Origin of the sequence: Sulfitobacter aquimarinus (assembly GCF_040149565.1) — a bacterium.
In the GTDB taxonomy this organism is placed as follows: Bacteria; Pseudomonadota; Alphaproteobacteria; order Rhodobacterales; family Rhodobacteraceae; genus Sulfitobacter; species Sulfitobacter aquimarinus.
Window position 1 is genome coordinate 23,439 of record NZ_JBEFLO010000006.1, and the last position, 16,251, is coordinate 39,689.

The following is a 16,251-nucleotide window of genomic DNA, read 5'->3' on the forward strand; positions in this document are numbered from 1 at the left end:
CTTGCGCATATTCTATCGTTCGTTTTACCAGTCTACTACGTGATGGGCTTACCCATGTAGTCTTTGTCGCATAGGGCTCAGAGCAGACATTCAACAAGACGGCGCTAAGGCGCAGCACTTACATACCAGCCGTGCTGCCTAGGCTATTCTGTCCCTCTCCCTGGGAAACCCTATTCCGCCGCCACATCACCCATTTCAATCACAGGCTCCATTCCGTCCAGCTCTGCATCGCTCAGGTGGCATTTCACCTGATGGTTGCCTGCCAACATCCGAACGGGCGGCACTTCGCTTTCGCACAGGTTGCCGGGCACCTTGGACTTCCAGCGGCAGCGCGTCTGGAACGGGCAGCCGGGCGGCGGGTTCATGGCCGAGGGGATGTCGCCCTCCAGCACGATGTGCTTTTTCTTCACCTTGGTATCCGCAATCGGCACAGCAGACAGCAGCGCCTCGGTATAGGGGTGATAGGGCGGGTTAAAGACCTGATCCGTGGTGCCCAGTTCCACCACATGGCCCAGATACATTACCATCACACGGTCCGACAGATAGCGCACAATGCTCAGATCATGGCTGATAAACAGCAGCGTCGTCTTATGCTCGCGCTGGATTTCCATGAGCAGATCGGTCACCGCCGCCTGTACCGACACATCCAAAGCCGAGACAGGCTCATCCGCCACCACAATCCGCGCGTCCCCCGCAAAGGCCCGCGCAATGCCCACCCGCTGCTTTTGCCCGCCCGACAGCTGGCGCGGCATGCGGGTTGCAAACTCACGCGGCAGTTTCACCAGATCCAGTAGTTCCAGCATCCGTTGCCAACGCTCTTTCTCATTTTTGCCGATCTTGAAAATCTCAAGCGCGCGCACAATCTGTCGCCCGACGGTCATCGAGGGGTTGAGCGTGTCGAACGGGTTCTGGAACACCATCTGGATGTCCGCCACATTCTGCGTCGTCCGCTCCTCAATGGGAACCGATCCGATGCTCTGATTGTCGAGCATAATGGTCCCGTCTGTGGCCGTCTCCAGCCCCATCAAGACTTTGGCAAAGGTGGATTTGCCACAGCCGCTCTCGCCGACAATCGCCAAAGTCTCGCTTTCGCGGGCCTCGAAGCTCAGGGTTTCATTGGCCTTCACAACTTTGGTATTGCCGCCGCCAAACATCGCATTGGCCGCGACCTGATAGTATTTCTTGAGGTTGTCCATCTTCAGGACCACATCGCCAATCTCGCCCTTGGTCTTGACATCGGCCAACTCCGGCGGCGCGGCCCAATCAATCTCGTCGAATTTCACACAGCGCGTGGCGTGCCGTTCGTTGCCCGCCACGTCGCGCATGGAGATTTCGCCCACATCACAGCGCCCTGCCTCGAAATAATCGCAGCGCGGGCCAAAGTTGCAGCCTTGTGGGCGCTCATGGGGCAGGGGGAAGTTGCCGGGAATTGCAATCAGCGGGCGCGCGTTCTTGTCCGCACCGGGCAGCGGGATCGAGCGGAACAGCGCCTGCGTATAGGGGTGCTGCATCTCGTCAAACACATCCTCAATGCTGCCGCGCTCGACCGCTTCGCCGGAATACATCACGCAAATGCGGTCGCACGTCTCCAGCACCAGCCCGAGGTTGTGGGAGATAAACAGCATCGAGGTGCCGTATTTCTTGCCCAAATCCTTGACCAGTTCGACCACAGCCGCCTCAACCGTCACGTCCAAAGCGGTCGTCGGCTCATCCAAAATCAACAACGAAGGCTCACTCATCAACGCCATCGCAATCACGATCCGCTGCTGCTGGCCGCCAGACAGCTGGTGCGGATAGGCCTCGAGTATCCGCGCAGGGTCCGGCAGCTTCACATCCGTCACCACCTGCAAGGCCCGCGCCATGGCGTCCTTTTCGGACATGCCCGCATGGATCATCGGCACTTCGGCCAATTGCTTGCCGATCTTCATCGCAGGGTTGAGCGAGGCCATCGGCTCTTGGTAAATCATCGCAATCTCGGAGCCGCGAATATCGCGTAACTCCGCATCCGACATCTCCCCCAGATCGCGCCCCTTGAACTTGATCGACCCGCCGACAATGCGCCCGTTCTTGCCCAAATCCTGCATCACGCCCAGCGCCACAGTGGATTTGCCACAGCCCGACTCGCCAACCAACCCCACAGCTTCCCCCGGCTTCACCGAGACCGAGAAATCCATAACGGCGGGGATTTCGCGCAGCCGCGTAAAGAACGAGATCGACAGCTTGTCGATTTCCAGAATAGGCCCGTCATACGATTTATCGCTCATGATAACTCCCCGTAAAGCGCGATAACACCAAGAATAATGGCCAAGCTAGCGAACAGAGCTTCCCATTGTTTGGAGGGGCGGTCCGCGGTTATAAATTTAATGCCCTGAGAAACCAATCCCGCAATTACAGCGATCGAGGCTAGTAAAGTTTGACTTTCTGCTAATCCCAATTTTTCACGAAAATAGAACATCAGAGACAAGAGCAGACCCCAAACCGCAAAAGCTATCGGCGCTGTCGCCAGATCGCTGACTTTCCAAACATTAGAGTTCTTTGCCATAACTAATCTCTCAAACTTTCTTCGCGCAGGCCGTCGGCCAGCAGGTTAAGACCCAGCACCAGTGTCAGCAAAGACAGGGCAGGGGCGATTGCTGCGTGTGGATAGATCGACAGCAATCTGCGGCCAGAGTTGATCGTCGTGCCCCAGTCAGGGCTTTCCGACGCCAGCCCAAGGCCAAAGAAGCCCAGCGTCCCCAAAAGGATCGTGGTATAGCCGATGCGCAAACAGAAATCGACGATCAGCGGCCCGCGCGCATTGGGCAAAATCTCCCACAGCATGATGTACCACGGGCCCTCGCCACGCGTCTGCGCCGCCGCCACATAGTCGCGGGTTTTGATGTCGAGCGCGAGGCCGCGCACAATCCGAAACACAGTGGGCGCATTCACAAAGACAACGGCCACAAACACCACCAGCAATTGCGGATCAATATCAAACCCGTCAATCGCCGCAGGCAGACCGGGGATCTTATAGTCCGGTGTCTCGACCAGCGCGCCATTGGTGCTGACCATCGACAGATAAAGCCACCCGCCAATCCCCAGAACCACCGCCAAAAGCGGCGTGCGCAGGCTTGGCTGCGTGTAGTAGCGGGAATTCAGCAAAACTCCGACAAACACCAGCGGAAAGACAAACAACACCAGCGCCATATAGCTGGGCAGGCCGGTCAACCTGATCTCGGGGGTGACCAGCAGGTAAAACAGCAAGATCACCGGAAAGGCGAGGATCAGGTTGGCGGTAAAGCTCAGCACCGTGTCCAGACGCCCGCCATAATACCCCGCAGGCAGACCCAGTGTGATCCCCACCATAAAGGCAAAGATCGTCGCAAAAGGGGCGATTTGTACCACCGACCACGCGCCATCAAACAGGCGGCTGAACACATCGCGGGCAAGGTTGTCGCCGCCCAGCAAGAACCACTGATAGTCACCTTCCTCGGCCCCGCGCAACGGCGTGCCGGGCAGTTTGTTCTTCATGCCTGAAAACTGGCTCAGCGTGTCATGGGTAGCGATCAGGTCCAGCGCACCGCCAAAGAACCCCGCATAGACCCAGAACATCACCAGACCAAAGCCGATCATGCCAACGGTGCTGTCAAACAGCTTGCCATAAAGGCCCAGACGCCGCTTGAACATCAGCGACAGGCCAAAGGTGGCCACCAGTGCGATCCAAACGGGCAAGAGCTGCCGCATCACGCCACCCACAATCCCCGCATTGGTGCCCATCAGCACACCCGCAATAATATAGAGCACCGTAATGCCGACCGTCACAAGGATCGCATAGCGCAGTATAACCCCCAGAAACCCCGATAGCCCTTTGTCGGCCGCCATGCTCCCGTCGGCATAGACCGCACGGGTATCCCCCGAAGGCACCAGACTGGCCAGCATCTGCGCAACAAAAGCAATCACCAGCACGCCAACCGCCAGCGCAAGGAAAAGGTTCAGCGGCGCCAGCGCGCCTGTCCATGTAAGTGGTTCCATGTCTGTGCCCTCCCTTATGAAATGCGAATGCGTGGATTAAGAAAGACATAGCCGATGTCCGAGATGAGCTGCGTCAGCAGCACCACCATGACCGACACAACCGAAACCGCCAGCAACAGCTCGATGTCATTATTGCCCGCCGCCTGCACCAACACCCAACCAAAGCCTTTGTAGTTGAACAGCGTCTCGACGATCACCACCCCGTTGAGCAGCCACGGGATCTGCAACATGATCACTGTAAAGGGCGCGATCAGCGCGTTGCGCAGCGCGTGTTTCATCACGATATTGCCAAAGCTTACACCCTTCAGCCGCGCCGTGCGGATATATTGCGCCGTCATCACCTCGGTCATGCTCGCCCGTGTCATCCGCGCGATATATCCCATGCCATAAAGGGAGATGGTCAGCACGGGCAGAAAGAAGTTCTCGAAATTCGCGTTTTCCATGGCGCTGGTGGCCGAGCCTTTGAACCATTTCAGCCCGAAGGCCGACGAGGCAAAGACCGCAATGAAAATTACGCCCGATACATATTCAGGCGTTGCCGTGCTCACGATCGAAACGGTGGACAGCGAACGGTCCATTTTCGACCCTTCGCGCATCCCCGCCAGCACCCCGATCAGCAGGGCCGAGGGCACCATCAGCACCAGCACCCAGAACATCAGCTTGCCCGTAAGGGCCAGCCGCGTCGAGATGATGTTGCTCACGTCATCCTTGAAGACAGTGGACGATCCCCACTCCCCCTGCAACACACCGCAAAAGCTGCGGCGCTCTTCCTCTGGCGTCTCGTTGTTGTAACACCGCGCCAGCACGGTGCCGTCCTCTTTCTCCGTCACATAGCCCGGAAACACGCCCAGCCATTGCCCGTATTTAAGCGGCAGCGGGTCCAGATAGCCGCGATCCCCGAGAAAGGATTCAACCGCCTCGTCGCTCATGCGGAAGTTGCCCTGGTTCTTGGCAAGTTTTTCGAGGTTCGGATAAAGGTTCGTCAGCCAGAATACGATGAACGTCAGGCACAGCGCCGTCAGCAGCATCACACCCAGTCGCCTGAGGATGAATAGTCCCATGTCGTCTTAGCCCCTGTCGTTGGCTGTGCGCGGGAAGAATCCCGCCCGTTTGATCAGGCATTCGCCCGTATTATTCAGAGAGATTGCGGCCCGTGGCCCCTACGCATGGCCAGCAGACATCGCATTTATGTGTTTCCCCCCATGGCCCGTTCACCGAACCCTTCCCCCCATGAGGCACGATGAAGCCGCGGGCGTCAACATATCCCTGCGGATTGCGGCGCCTTTTTACAGCGCAGAGCCGGGCGTTATCGTGTGGTTCCTAGCGCGTGCGCAGCAGGGCGGTTCCCTGTGCGGCATTGGTCGGCTGTTTGGCAGCCCCCCGCAGCTGGCTGGGGCTTTGGCCTGTGTGTTGCTGCATGAACCGCGTGAAATAGGCGGCACTGCGAAAGCCAAGGTGCTGGGCCACGTTGCGTGCGGGGTGGGTGGTTGTGCCCAGAAGGGTCCGCGCTGCATGCACAACCCGCTGGGTCAGCACCTCTGCGGCGGTTTTGCCTGTGGCTGCTTTGACAGCGCGGGTCAGGTGGGTCGGGGTCACGCCCAGCTCTTGCGCGTAAAACGCCATTGGCTGGCCCGTCTTGTAGTATCTTGGAACCAGCTGCGAGAACCTGCCCGACAAACGCTGCGCTGCGCTGCGCGGGGCGGGAATGTGGTCTTCCAGCGCGATCTGGCGGCGCAGCCAGACCGACATCAGCGCGGCATGGGCCTCTAGCGCGTCTTGTGCCAAGGGGCGGCCGGTGGATTGTTCGCGCTGTGCGTTCTCGAGGATGCCTGACAGCTCGGACTGGACCGCCGCATCGCGTATGCGCAACTGGCGCGGCATGTCGGGCAGGCGCAAGGGCGTGCCTTGGGGGATCATAACGACCTGCGCCAGCGTCTGCGCGCCTGCTTCTACAGCAAACAGGGTGTCTGCGGGCACAAACACCGCATTATGCGGCCCAAGCCCGCGCAAACCGCCATCCAGCAACATGCGCCCCTGCCCACGGGTGAACCAAAACAGCATGTGATGCGGGCGGTCATGGGCCAGCTCGATCTGCCATGTGCCACCATTGCAAAGCTGTGACAGAGAGAGGATTTGCAGGCGCAGGTCGTGCATCGGGTGTCCGCTCGGTGGTTATGGGGGGGAGGTTCGATTTCCAATATGTATTATCAAGCATAAAGGGTCTTGAGGGGGTGAAAAGTGCAAAAAGGACAAGAGCGGCTTTTTGCTGTCCCCAAAGGGGTCATTCGGGGCAGGGCAGCTTGTGCCACACCCCCATTTTGGAGCGTATCCACGTGCGCTGGCGCTTTGCGTATTGGCGCGTGGCGATGATCGCCGCCTCGCGGGCCTGCTCCAATGTCATCGTGCCGCGCAGATGGGCGACCAGTTCGGGCACGCCGATGGCTTTATGCGCAGGCAGGCGGGGGTCATAGCGGGGCAGCACGGCACGCACCTCATCCAATGCGCCGCCCTCCAGCATCAGGTCAAAGCGGCGCTCGATCCGCGCATTCAGCCAGTCCCGCTCAACCTCCAGCGCGATGGCACAGCATTGGGACAGCGGCAACAGGGGCGGCGGCGTCTCGGCCTGCCATGCGGCGAGGCCACGGCCCGTAGCGGTGCGGACCTCCCATGCGCGTTGCACCCGCGCACGGTTGGCCAGATCGATGCTGTCTGCCGTAAGATCATCGAGCCCCGCGATCAGCGCCTCAAGCGTCATTGCGTTGCCTTGGGTGCGAATCTGCGGCGGGGTGGCAGGCATATCGGCCAGCCCGTCGGTCAGCGCCTGAAAATACAGACCCGTGCCTCCCACAATGATCGGCCGAATCCCGCTGTCGATGATCTGCGCCACCTCGCGCAGCCAATGGCCGGTGGAATAGGGGGCGTGGTCCTCCAGATGCCCGTAAAGGCGGTGCGGTGCCTGCGCTTCCTCCTGTGCCGTAGGGCGGGCCGAGATCACTCGCCAACAGCGATAAACCTGCGAGGCATCGGCGTTTACGATCACCCCGCCACCGCTCTGCGCGATCCGCAGCGCCAACGCCGATTTGCCGGACGCTGTCGGCCCCGCGATCAACACAGGCTGGCGCGTAGGGATTCTGCCAAGCAACGCATCGCTGGGGCGTGGTGACATTTCTTTGCTCCGATCTGTTGCGCTGCATTGAATCTTGCCGCTTTTTGGGACATTTTACCCGCCAGCGAAAGCCCACAGTTGCCCCGAAAGGTATCCTCTCCCATGTCCGCACCAACCCAAACCAGCTTTAATCGTGTGATGCTCAAGATTTCCGGCGAGGCGCTGATGGGGGATCAGGGATTCGGCTTGCACCCGCCCACGGTGGAACGCATCGCCAAAGAGGTGAAGTCGGTCCATGATATGGGCGTCGAGATTTGCATGGTGATCGGGGGCGGCAACATTTTCCGCGGCCTGCAAGGCAGCGCCCAAGGGATGGAGCGGACAACCGCCGACTACATGGGGATGCTGGCCACCGTCATGAACGCGCTGGCCGTGCAATCCGCGCTGGAGGCCGAGGGCATCCACACCCGCGTGATCAGCGCCATCACCATGAACGAGGTGGCCGAGCCCTACATCCGCCGCCGCGCCGTGCGCCACCTTGAGAAAAAGCGCGTCTGCATCTTTGCCGCAGGCACCGGTAACCCTTATTTCACCACCGACACGGCCGCGACGCTGCGCGCCAATGAGATGTCATGCGAGGCGATTTTCAAAGGCACCAAGGTCGACGGTGTCTATGACAAAGACCCCGTAAAACACGCCGATGCAAAACGCTATGACACGGTCAGCTATGACGATGTGCTGGCCAAACGTCTGGGCGTGATGGACGCCTCGGCCATCGCCTTGGCCCGCGATAACAACCTACCGATCATCGTCTTCTCACTGGACGAGCCGGGCGGGTTCAAAGGTATCCTTGCGGGTGAGGGGACCTATACCCGCGTGCAGGGCTAAGGCCGCCGCCCGACAGCAAACCGCGCTTTCCATGCCCGCGCCAATGCTTTAGACCCATCCCCAACAAAACAGCAGACGAGGCGAGACATGTCCGACGATTTTATGCTTGATACCGATGACCTTGAGCGGCGGATGCAGGGGGCGATCACGTCCCTGCGCACCGAATTCGCATCTTTGCGCACGGGCCGTGCCTCGGCCTCGATGCTGGAGCCTGTGATGGTAGACGCCTACGGCTCGATGACGCCGATCAATCAGGTGGGCACGGTGAACGTGCCAGAGCCGCGTATGGTCACGATCAATGTCTGGGACAAAGCGCTTGTCGGTAAGGTCGAAAAAGCAATCCGCGAAAGCGGGCTGGGCATCAACCCGCAGCTCAACGGCACCATCATCATGCTGCCCATCCCCGAGCTGAACGAGGAACGCCGCACCCAACTGACCAAAGTGGCAGGCGGCTACGCCGAAAACGCCCGCGTCAGCATCCGCAACATCCGCCGCGACGGCATGGACCAGATCAAGAAGGCCCAGAAAGACGGCGCCATGTCCGAGGACGACCAGAAGATCTGGGAGGACGAGGTGCAGGAACTGACCAACAACCAGATCAAAGGCATCGACGCGCTGCTTGAGACGAAACAAGCGGAAATTATGCAGGTTTGAACGGATTTTGCCCTAAAATGGGCGTAAGGCCTGTATAGGGTTCGGTAACGACAAAGAAAAACAGGCCTCAATCCATGATCAGACGTGCCAAGAAACCGTTAGAACCGCTGCCAGAGCCGACCGCTGGCGGGCCGCGCCATGTGGCGATTATCATGGACGGGAACGGCCGTTGGGCCACGCAGCGCGGGCGGCCGCGCCTGTTTGGCCACCACTCGGGTGCGAAACGCGTGCGCGAAGTGGTCGAGGCCTGTCCCGAGGTGGGCGTCGAGTACCTGACGATTTTCGCCTTCTCGACCGAGAACTGGAAACGCACGCAGGTTGAGGTCGCGGGCCTGATGAGCCTGTTCCGCCGCTATATTACCAAAGAAACCCGCGCCCTGAACGAGCGTGGCGTGCGGGTGCGTTTCATCGGGGATCGGGTCAAGCTGGACGATAAGCTGATCAAGCTGATGAACGATCTCGAAGAGATCACTGCCGGCAATACCCGCGTAAACCTGACCATCGCGTTGAACTATGGCGGCCGCGACGAGGTCGCACGCGCGACCAAACGGCTGGCGCAGGATGTGGCGGACGGGCGGCTGGACCCTGAAAAGGTAGATGAAGAAACGCTGCCAAAGTATTTGGATACATATGTTTTACCCGATCCCGATCTGGTCATTCGGACCAGCGGAGAGGCGCGAATTTCGAACTTCCTACTTTGGCAGTCCGCCTATGCGGAATATGAATTCATCGACACGCTCTGGCCCGATTTCACCCGTGAGGAGTTCGCAAGCCTATGCGCTTCCTACGGGGGGCGTGACCGCCGTTTTGGCGGCGTGAAGACTTGATAAACGGCAATAGCGGGGGCGGTCAGCGATGAATGATGGTGCAAAGTGGTCGGACCTGACGACCCGCTTAGGCTCGGCCATAGCGATGATTGTGGTGGGTGTGGTTGGCATCTGGTCGGGAGGGCATGTGTTTCATGTCCTCATCGCGCTGATCTGCGCCGCAATGGTGTGGGAGCTTGTCTCGATGATCAGCCCGCCTGACGGGCGCAACCGCGCGGTGATGCTGGGCGCGTTGACGGGGGCGGCTTTGTTGTTGGCTGTCTATATTCCTGTCGGTTTTGCGCTGCCTTTGTTGCTGGCGCCCGCGCTTGTCGGGTTTGGGATGTTGGCCACGAACCGCACGGTTTACATGGCCTTTTGTGTGATGATCCTGCTGTCCGGCTTTGGCATGATGCAGGTGCGCGACGACATGGGCGTGGGCTGGATGCTATGGCTGGTTGTCGTGGTGGTGATCACGGATGTGGTGGGCTATTTTGCAGGCCGCGCCTTTGGCGGGCCAAAGTTCTGGCCAGCGGTCAGCCCGAAAAAGACGTGGTCGGGCACGGCGGCGGGCTGGGTTGGCGCTGCGGCAGTGGGCTTGCTCTTCTCCATTAACACGGGCGTTGGTTTGCAGTTGGTGGGGATTTCTATTGCCGTTTCAATGGCTTCGCAGATGGGTGACATCGCGGAATCCGGCTTGAAGCGTAAAATGGGCATCAAGGACAGCTCGAACCTGATCCCGGGTCATGGCGGGTTGATGGACCGGTTCGATGGCATGTTGGGCGCGTCTGTTTTCCTGCTGATTATCGGTCAATCCGTGGGCTTTCCGCCCGCGGTGGGCTGAGCGGAATGCGCAGGGTTAGCATTTTCGGGGCCACAGGCTCCATCGGGCAGAACACGATTGACCTGATTGCGCGTGCGCCAGAGGAATATGAGGTCGTCGCGCTGACGGGGGCCAGCAATATCAAACAGTTGGCGGCGGATGCGATTGCGCTGAAGGCGCAGGTCGCAGTGACCGCAGACGCCGCGTTGCTACCCGATCTGCGCGATGCGTTGCAGGGCAGCGGCGTCGAGGCTGCCGCAGGCGCCCAAGCCATCACCGAGGCCGCAAGCCGCCCGGCCGATTGGATCATGTCCGCGATTGTGGGGGCGGCGGGCCTTGCACCGGGGATGGAGGCGCTGCGCCAAGGTACCACGCTGGCGCTGGCCAATAAGGAATCGCTGGTCTGTGCGGGCCAGCTGTTGCTGGACACTGCCGCCACTCACAATGCGGACATCCTGCCCGTAGACAGCGAACATTCTGCCATTTTCCAAGCCCTCGTGGGGGAGCCGATGGACGCGGTCGAGCGGATCATCATCACCGCCTCTGGCGGGGCGTTCCGCGACTGGCCGTTGGAGGATTTGCCGAACGCCACGCTGGCGCAGGCTTCCAGCCATCCCAATTGGGACATGGGCCAGCGGATCACCATCGACAGCGCGTCGATGTTTAACAAGGCGATGGAAGTCATTGAAACCGAGCGTTTCTTTGGTGTTAACCCCGCGATGATCGAAGTGTTGGTGCATCCGCAAAGTATGATCCACGCGTTGGTTGGCTTTTACGACGGGGCGTTGATGGCGCACGTAGGCCCGCCCGACATGCGCCACGCCATCGGCTATGCGCTGCATCACCCCGCACGCCGCCACCTGCCGGTGGAGCGTCTGGATCTGGCTGCCATCGGCTCTTTCGAATTCCGCACCCCTGACGAGGTCCGCTGGCCCGCACTGCGCATTGCCCGCGAAGTGATGGACCGCGGCGGCCTAAGCGGCGCGGTGTTTAACGCCGCAAAAGAGACGGCGTTGGACGGATTTATCGCAGGTCATCTGAAGTTTACCGATATGTCCGATATTGTCGCAGCGACGCTGGATCGGTTGAACGCGGCGGGTGGCCATATAGATGACATGATGACACTTGATAACGTCTTGGAAATTGACAAGCTGGCCCGCGAAACTGCGCGGGCTGCCATCCTAAAAACAGCAAGGTAGAGCACTTTGGATATCACGACACTCATTCCGCAGTTCGGCGGTTTTATCTGGACGCTTGCCGCGTTTGTCATCGCCTTGTCTGTGATCGTGGCGATCCACGAATACGGCCACTACATCGTCGGCCGCTGGTGCGGGATCAAGGCGGATGTGTTTTCGCTGGGCTTTGGCCCTGTCTTGTATTCGCGTGTGGATAAACACGGCACAATCTGGCAAATTGCGGCGCTTCCGTTCGGCGGCTATGTGAAGTTTGCGGGCGATGCGAATGCCGCCTCGGGCAAGGACGAGGACGCGATGGAAGAGGTCGCAACCGATCCTGTGCGCTTGCGTGCCACAATGCACGGCGCCCCCCTTTGGGCGCGTGCGCTGACTGTGGCGGCGGGCCCTGCGTTCAACTTTGCCATGTCCATCATCATCTTCGGCGCCATCGCGATGAGCCTTGGCACCACCCGTGAGCCGCTGACCGTTGAGGCGCTTAAACCGCTGCCCAATCAGGTACAGGGGCTGCAACGGGGCGATGTGCTGCAGGCCATCGCAGGCCGTGATCTGCCGCAAAGCATCGGCAGCCCTGAATACACAGCGTTTATGAGCGATCTCCCGTTAGAGCCTGTGCTTGACTATACTGTCCTGCGCGACGGCCACTCCTTGACTGTGCAGGGCCCGTATCCGCAGCCCGCTCTTGTGGGTGGTGTAGGGCCGCAGACGGCCGCGCTGGAGGCGGGACTGGCCTCGGGCGATGTGATCACGGGGATCGACGGGCGTGAGACATTCGCGTTCCAACAGCTCAAAGACGCGGTAGAGGGCGGGGGCGGCGCGCCGCTGTTGCTGGACGTCTGGCGGGCGGGCGAGACGCTGCAATTCACGCTGGTGCCCAAATCCACGGATGAGCCGCAGCCAGACGGCGGGTTCAAAAATGTCCTGCGCATCGGCATTTCAAGCGATAGCGCGATCACGGCAGCCACCGAAACGCCAGGCCTGTGGGAAGCTGCGCAGCGCGGTGTTGCCGGAACATGGCGGATTATCAACGGGTCGATATCGGGCTTGTGGCATATGGCGACAGGGGCGATCAGCACCTGTAACATGTCGGGCCCTGTGGGCATCGCCAAAGTTTCGGGCGCTATGGCCAGTCAGGGTGCGATCAACTTTATCAACTTCATTGCCGTGCTCAGCACTGCGGTCGGCTTGCTCAACCTCTTTCCCATCCCCGCGCTGGATGGTGGGCATCTGGTGTTTTACGCCTATGAGGCCGTAATGGGAAAGCCGCCCAGCGATAAGGCGCTGCGCATCCTGATGACGGTCGGCATCTCGCTGGTGCTAGGCCTGATGGTCTTTGCGCTCTATAACGATTTGTTCTGCCCGTAAGGGGCAGAGCAGGGGGGCAGTCACCAGACCATTAGGGGGCTGCCCTGATTTTGCCTTAATTGGCCCCCAACCTTGCCATAATCTTTTGTCATCCTGCCCGCTATAGCAACATGTCAGCTAAGGTGAACGAGATGCAGACGATATCAAAAGGCTACCGTGGTTTGAGCGTCCTGATGGATCTCAATTGGGATCGTGTGCTTTATATGTGCACCATGGCGTTTGCTTTGGCGTCTGGCGCCTATCTGGGCAGCTTGTTCTAAATACCGGCTGCCGGCCGCATCTGAGATCGGGTCCGTGCGCTGCGCGGGCCTTTTTGCGTTCACAATAGGCGCGGTTGGGTTTTGACAACCTAAGCGGGGGCAGGTACTTAGGCGGTAACGGTGTTTATAAAATTGGGTAACAACCATGGACCTGGGGTTTACGTCTCGCGCGACACGCGCGGTTGAGCAGACAAGCTATTTCAAGACGGGCCTTAAGGGGCTTGCATTTTCATTACTGATTACAACAGCTTGGGTTGCGCCTGCGCCCGTGGCTTTTGCGCAGCAATATCAATTCAACACAGTTCGGATCGAAGGCAACGAACGGATCGGCGACAGCGCGATCCTGTCGCAGGCCGGAATCGCCCGCGGCCAAGCGGTCAGCGCGGGGCAGCTGAATGACGCATTCCAGCGGCTGACCAACTCGGGCTTGTTTGAAGATGTCGCGATTGAACCGCAGGGCCGCACGCTGAAAATCACCGTGGTCGAGCTGCCGACGATCAACCGCATTTCATTTGAGGGCAACCGCCGCATCAAGGATGACGCGCTGGAATCTGTTGTCGGCTCAACAGCGCGACGCGTGTTCAACCCCGGTCAGGCCGAGAAAGACGCGAACGCGATCGCACAGGCCTATTCGAACGAGGGGCGCCTGTCTGCCCGCGTGCAGCCAAAGGTGATCAAGCGCAGCCAGAACCGCGTGGATCTGGTGTTTGAAATCTTTGAAGGCGACAACGTCGAGGTCGAGCGCCTGAGCTTTGTCGGCAACCGCACATATTCTGACCGCCGCTTGCGCCGCGTGCTTGGCACCAAGCAGGCAGGCATCTTCCGCCGTCTGGTGCGCCGCGACACATATGTTGCCGACCGGATCGAGTTTGATAAACAAGTGCTGCGCGACTTCTACTTTTCGCGTGGCTATGTCGACATGCGCGTGAATTCAGTCAACGCCGAGCTGACGGAAGAGCGGGACGGCTATTTCCTGGGCTTCAACGTCCAAGAGGGCCAGCAATTCCAGTTCGGCCAAATCAGCGTGACCTCGGAGCTGCCGAATGTGGACGGCGACGCGTATTTCAACATCGTCAAGGTCAAGCCGGGCGTGATTTACTCTCCCACATTGGTAGAGGCAGACATTGCGCGGCTTGAGCGTCAGGCCATCCGCGATGGCGTGGATTTCATGCGCGTCGAGCCGCGCGTGACCCGCAATGACCGTGACCAGACGCTTGATGTGGAATTTGTCCTGTCGCGTGGTCAGCGCATCTTTGTCGAGCGTATCGACATCGAGGGCAACACAACCACGCTGGACCGTGTTGTGCGCCGCCAGTTCGACAGCGTCGAAGGCGACCCGTTCAACCCGCGTGAAATCCGTCAGGCCGCCGAACGCATCCGCGCCTTGGGCTATTTCGAGACTGCCGAAGTCAACGCCCGCGAAGGTACTACCCCCGAACAGGTGGTGCTGGACGTTGATGTTGAGGAAAAGCCGACAGGCTCGCTCAACTTCGGGGGGTCGTTCTCCAGTTCGGATGGTCCCGGCATTGCGATTTCCTTCGCCGAAGAGAACTTTTTGGGCCGTGGTCAAAAGCTGCGCCTGAACGTGTCCACGGCCTCCGACGCCCGCCGCTATGGTTTTGAATTTGTCGAGCCTTCCTTGCTGGGCCGTGATGTGGCCTTTGGCCTTGCGCTCAACTACTCCGAGGAAAACAGCTCGTTCTCGACCTATGACACCACGCGCTTCCGGTTCGAGCCAAGCCTGACTTTCCCTGTCAGCGAGAATGGCCGCTTGCAGCTGCGCTATACTGCTGAAGAGATCGAAGTGACCTCTCGCGAGGATGAGAATGATCCAAACGGGGCAATTATCCAGTCCGATATTGATGCGGGCGGGCTGATCACATCGTCGCTGGGTTATACCTACAGCTATGACACGCGCCGCACAGGTCTTGACCCGAATGCAGGCGTTCTGTTCCGCTTTAGTCAGGATTTCGCGGGTTTGGGTGGCGATCAGAAATATGTGCGCACCATTGCCAAAGTTGTCGGCGAAAAGAAATTCCTCAACGAAGAACTGACCCTGCGTGCAAGCATCGAAGGTGGCGCATTGGCATGGCGCGGCGGCACCAACCGCGCAGTGGACCGCTTTATCCTCAATACATCGCAGTTGCGCGGGTTTGAGCCGGGCGGCGTTGGCCCCCGTGATACGGCGAACGGCGACACATTGGGCGGCAACGTCTATCTTGTTGGCCGTCTAGAGGCGGAATTCCCGCTGGGTCTGCCCGAAGAATACGGCATCCGTGGCGGTGTTTTCTATGATGTGGGTAATCTGTGGGATCTGTCGGACGTGAACCTTGGCAGTGCCGGCGTGTCGGGCGAGGGCGGATCGTTCCGTCATGTCATCGGCGTCTCGGTCTTCTGGGACACGCCGTTCGGCCCGTTGCAGTTCAACATCTCTGACGCGATCAAGAAAGAGACATATGACCGCGAGCAGAAGTTCGAAATTACCCTTCAAACGGAATTTTGATCCGGTGCTGCGCCAGCGGCTGAAATGGATTTCTCTTGTTGCGGCGCTGCTTGGGCCTGCGCCATTGCTGGCGCAGGAGCTGAGCATCGGCCAACTGCCCGCCATGGCGATCCTCACGATTGATAGCGAACGCATGTTTCTCAACAGTGCGTTCGGCATCCGTGTCGCAAGCGAGATCGAGGCGCGCGGCAATGATCTGGCCACCGAGAACCGCCAGATCGAGCTGGAACTCGCCGAGGCCGAGCAAGAGCTGACCGACAAACGCGCCACAATGACGCCTGCGGAATTCCGCCCGCTGGCCGATGCGTTCGACACCCGTGTACAAGAGACGCGGCAGGCCCAGGCGACCAAATCCCGCGCGCTTAACGATTTGTTGGAGCAAGAACGCGAAGTGTTCTTGCGTGCTGCGGGCCCAGTCTTGCAGGCATTGATGGCCGAGGTCGGCGCAAGCGTGGTGCTGGAACGGCGCACGGTTTTCATCAGCACCAACGCCAGCGACATCACCGCAGAGGCGATCACACGGATAAACGCCTCCCTTGGGGCGGGCACGCCGTCTGCCGACCCAGCGCAGGATGCGCAGCCAGAACCCGCGCAGGACTAACCCCGCGCGCGCTTGCTCCGCGCCGCGCCAATTGGTAGCTG

General features: G+C 59.8%; 15 protein-coding genes. 9 read left to right on the forward strand and 6 right to left on the reverse strand.

The window, feature by feature from the left end; translation table 11 throughout:
* Positions 1-170: 170 nt before the first annotated feature.
* From ABMC88_RS12180 to miaA, 6 genes are all read right to left on the reverse strand, one after another.
* Entirely contained in the window at positions 171-2,264 is a 2,094-nt protein-coding gene (locus ABMC88_RS12180) for a dipeptide ABC transporter ATP-binding protein (protein ID WP_349577169.1), read from the reverse strand.
* Positions 2,261-2,542: a hypothetical protein gene (locus ABMC88_RS12185; RefSeq protein WP_349577170.1), complete on the reverse strand. Its 282-nt coding sequence runs from the start codon at positions 2,540-2,542 to the stop codon at positions 2,261-2,263. The genes ABMC88_RS12180 and ABMC88_RS12185 overlap by 4 nt, the downstream gene beginning before the upstream one ends.
* A gap of 2 nt (positions 2,543-2,544) precedes the next feature.
* Positions 2,545-4,011 (reverse strand): ABC transporter permease, encoded by a 1,467-nt coding sequence (locus tag ABMC88_RS12190; protein WP_349577171.1) that lies wholly within the window; start codon positions 4,009-4,011, stop codon positions 2,545-2,547.
* Between the two features lie 14 nt (positions 4,012-4,025).
* The gene (locus ABMC88_RS12195) at positions 4,026-5,072 is read right to left on the reverse strand and encodes an ABC transporter permease (protein ID WP_349577172.1); all 1,047 of its coding nucleotides are present in this window, start codon (positions 5,070-5,072) and stop codon (positions 4,026-4,028) included.
* Positions 5,073-5,331: 259 nt separating this feature from the next.
* Positions 5,332-6,165, reverse strand: coding sequence for a helix-turn-helix transcriptional regulator (locus ABMC88_RS12200; RefSeq protein ID WP_349577173.1), 834 nt, complete (start codon positions 6,163-6,165; stop codon positions 5,332-5,334).
* Between the two features lie 127 nt (positions 6,166-6,292).
* A complete protein-coding gene (gene miaA / locus ABMC88_RS12205; protein ID WP_349577174.1) occupies positions 6,293-7,177 on the reverse strand; it encodes a tRNA (adenosine(37)-N6)-dimethylallyltransferase MiaA in 885 nt (294 codons plus the stop codon).
* Between the two features lie 102 nt (positions 7,178-7,279).
* Between miaA and pyrH the strand changes: the two genes are divergently transcribed.
* From pyrH to ABMC88_RS12250, 9 genes are all read left to right on the forward strand, one after another.
* The gene (gene pyrH, locus ABMC88_RS12210) at positions 7,280-8,005 is read left to right on the forward strand and encodes a UMP kinase (RefSeq protein WP_349577175.1); all 726 of its coding nucleotides are present in this window, start codon (positions 7,280-7,282) and stop codon (positions 8,003-8,005) included.
* Between the two features lie 87 nt (positions 8,006-8,092).
* Positions 8,093-8,659, forward strand: coding sequence for a ribosome recycling factor (gene frr, locus ABMC88_RS12215; protein ID WP_349577176.1), 567 nt, complete (start codon positions 8,093-8,095; stop codon positions 8,657-8,659).
* A 74-nt stretch (positions 8,660-8,733) separates the two neighbouring features.
* Positions 8,734-9,486, forward strand: coding sequence for a polyprenyl diphosphate synthase (gene uppS, locus ABMC88_RS12220; RefSeq protein ID WP_349577177.1), 753 nt, complete (start codon positions 8,734-8,736; stop codon positions 9,484-9,486).
* A 28-nt stretch (positions 9,487-9,514) separates the two neighbouring features.
* Positions 9,515-10,309 carry a phosphatidate cytidylyltransferase gene (locus ABMC88_RS12225; RefSeq protein ID WP_349577178.1) on the forward strand — a complete coding sequence of 265 codons (795 nt, stop codon included), beginning with the start codon at positions 9,515-9,517 and terminating at the stop codon, positions 10,307-10,309.
* Between the two features lie 5 nt (positions 10,310-10,314).
* Positions 10,315-11,487, forward strand: coding sequence for a 1-deoxy-D-xylulose-5-phosphate reductoisomerase (dxr, locus tag ABMC88_RS12230; RefSeq protein WP_349577179.1), 1,173 nt, complete (start codon positions 10,315-10,317; stop codon positions 11,485-11,487).
* 6 nt (positions 11,488-11,493) lie between these two features.
* A complete protein-coding gene (gene rseP, locus ABMC88_RS12235; RefSeq protein ID WP_349577180.1) occupies positions 11,494-12,846 on the forward strand; it encodes an RIP metalloprotease RseP in 1,353 nt (450 codons plus the stop codon).
* 131 nt (positions 12,847-12,977) lie between these two features.
* A complete protein-coding gene (locus ABMC88_RS12240) occupies positions 12,978-13,106 on the forward strand; it encodes a hypothetical protein (protein ID WP_349577181.1) in 129 nt (42 codons plus the stop codon).
* A 145-nt stretch (positions 13,107-13,251) separates the two neighbouring features.
* Positions 13,252-15,609, forward strand: coding sequence for an outer membrane protein assembly factor BamA (gene bamA, locus ABMC88_RS12245; protein WP_349577182.1), 2,358 nt, complete (start codon positions 13,252-13,254; stop codon positions 15,607-15,609).
* Complete coding sequence (locus ABMC88_RS12250; protein ID WP_349577183.1) at positions 15,563-16,210, forward strand: OmpH/Skp family outer membrane protein; 648 nt, start codon at positions 15,563-15,565, stop codon at positions 16,208-16,210. Before bamA ends, ABMC88_RS12250 begins: the two co-directional genes overlap by 47 nt.
* Positions 16,211-16,251: the final 41 nt, after the last annotated feature.

Coding starts and splice junctions, on each gene's coding strand:
- dxr (WP_349577179.1), top strand. CDS start 10,315: ATGCGCAGGGTTAGCATTTTCGGGGCCACAGGCTCCATCGGGCAGAAC.
- ABMC88_RS12180 (WP_349577169.1), bottom strand. CDS start 2,264: ATGAGCGATAAATCGTATGACGGGCCTATTCTGGAAATCGACAAGCTG.
- bamA (WP_349577182.1), top strand. CDS start 13,252: ATGGACCTGGGGTTTACGTCTCGCGCGACACGCGCGGTTGAGCAGACA.
- uppS (WP_349577177.1), top strand. CDS start 8,734: ATGATCAGACGTGCCAAGAAACCGTTAGAACCGCTGCCAGAGCCGACC.
- miaA (WP_349577174.1), bottom strand. CDS start 7,177: ATGTCACCACGCCCCAGCGATGCGTTGCTTGGCAGAATCCCTACGCGC.
- ABMC88_RS12250 (WP_349577183.1), top strand. CDS start 15,563: ATGACCGCGAGCAGAAGTTCGAAATTACCCTTCAAACGGAATTTTGAT.
- ABMC88_RS12190 (WP_349577171.1), bottom strand. CDS start 4,011: ATGGAACCACTTACATGGACAGGCGCGCTGGCGCCGCTGAACCTTTTC.
- ABMC88_RS12225 (WP_349577178.1), top strand. CDS start 9,515: ATGAATGATGGTGCAAAGTGGTCGGACCTGACGACCCGCTTAGGCTCG.
- ABMC88_RS12185 (WP_349577170.1), bottom strand. CDS start 2,542: ATGGCAAAGAACTCTAATGTTTGGAAAGTCAGCGATCTGGCGACAGCG.
- pyrH (WP_349577175.1), top strand. CDS start 7,280: ATGTCCGCACCAACCCAAACCAGCTTTAATCGTGTGATGCTCAAGATT.
- frr (WP_349577176.1), top strand. CDS start 8,093: ATGTCCGACGATTTTATGCTTGATACCGATGACCTTGAGCGGCGGATG.
- ABMC88_RS12195 (WP_349577172.1), bottom strand. CDS start 5,072: ATGGGACTATTCATCCTCAGGCGACTGGGTGTGATGCTGCTGACGGCG.
- ABMC88_RS12200 (WP_349577173.1), bottom strand. CDS start 6,165: ATGCACGACCTGCGCCTGCAAATCCTCTCTCTGTCACAGCTTTGCAAT.
- ABMC88_RS12240 (WP_349577181.1), top strand. CDS start 12,978: ATGCAGACGATATCAAAAGGCTACCGTGGTTTGAGCGTCCTGATGGAT.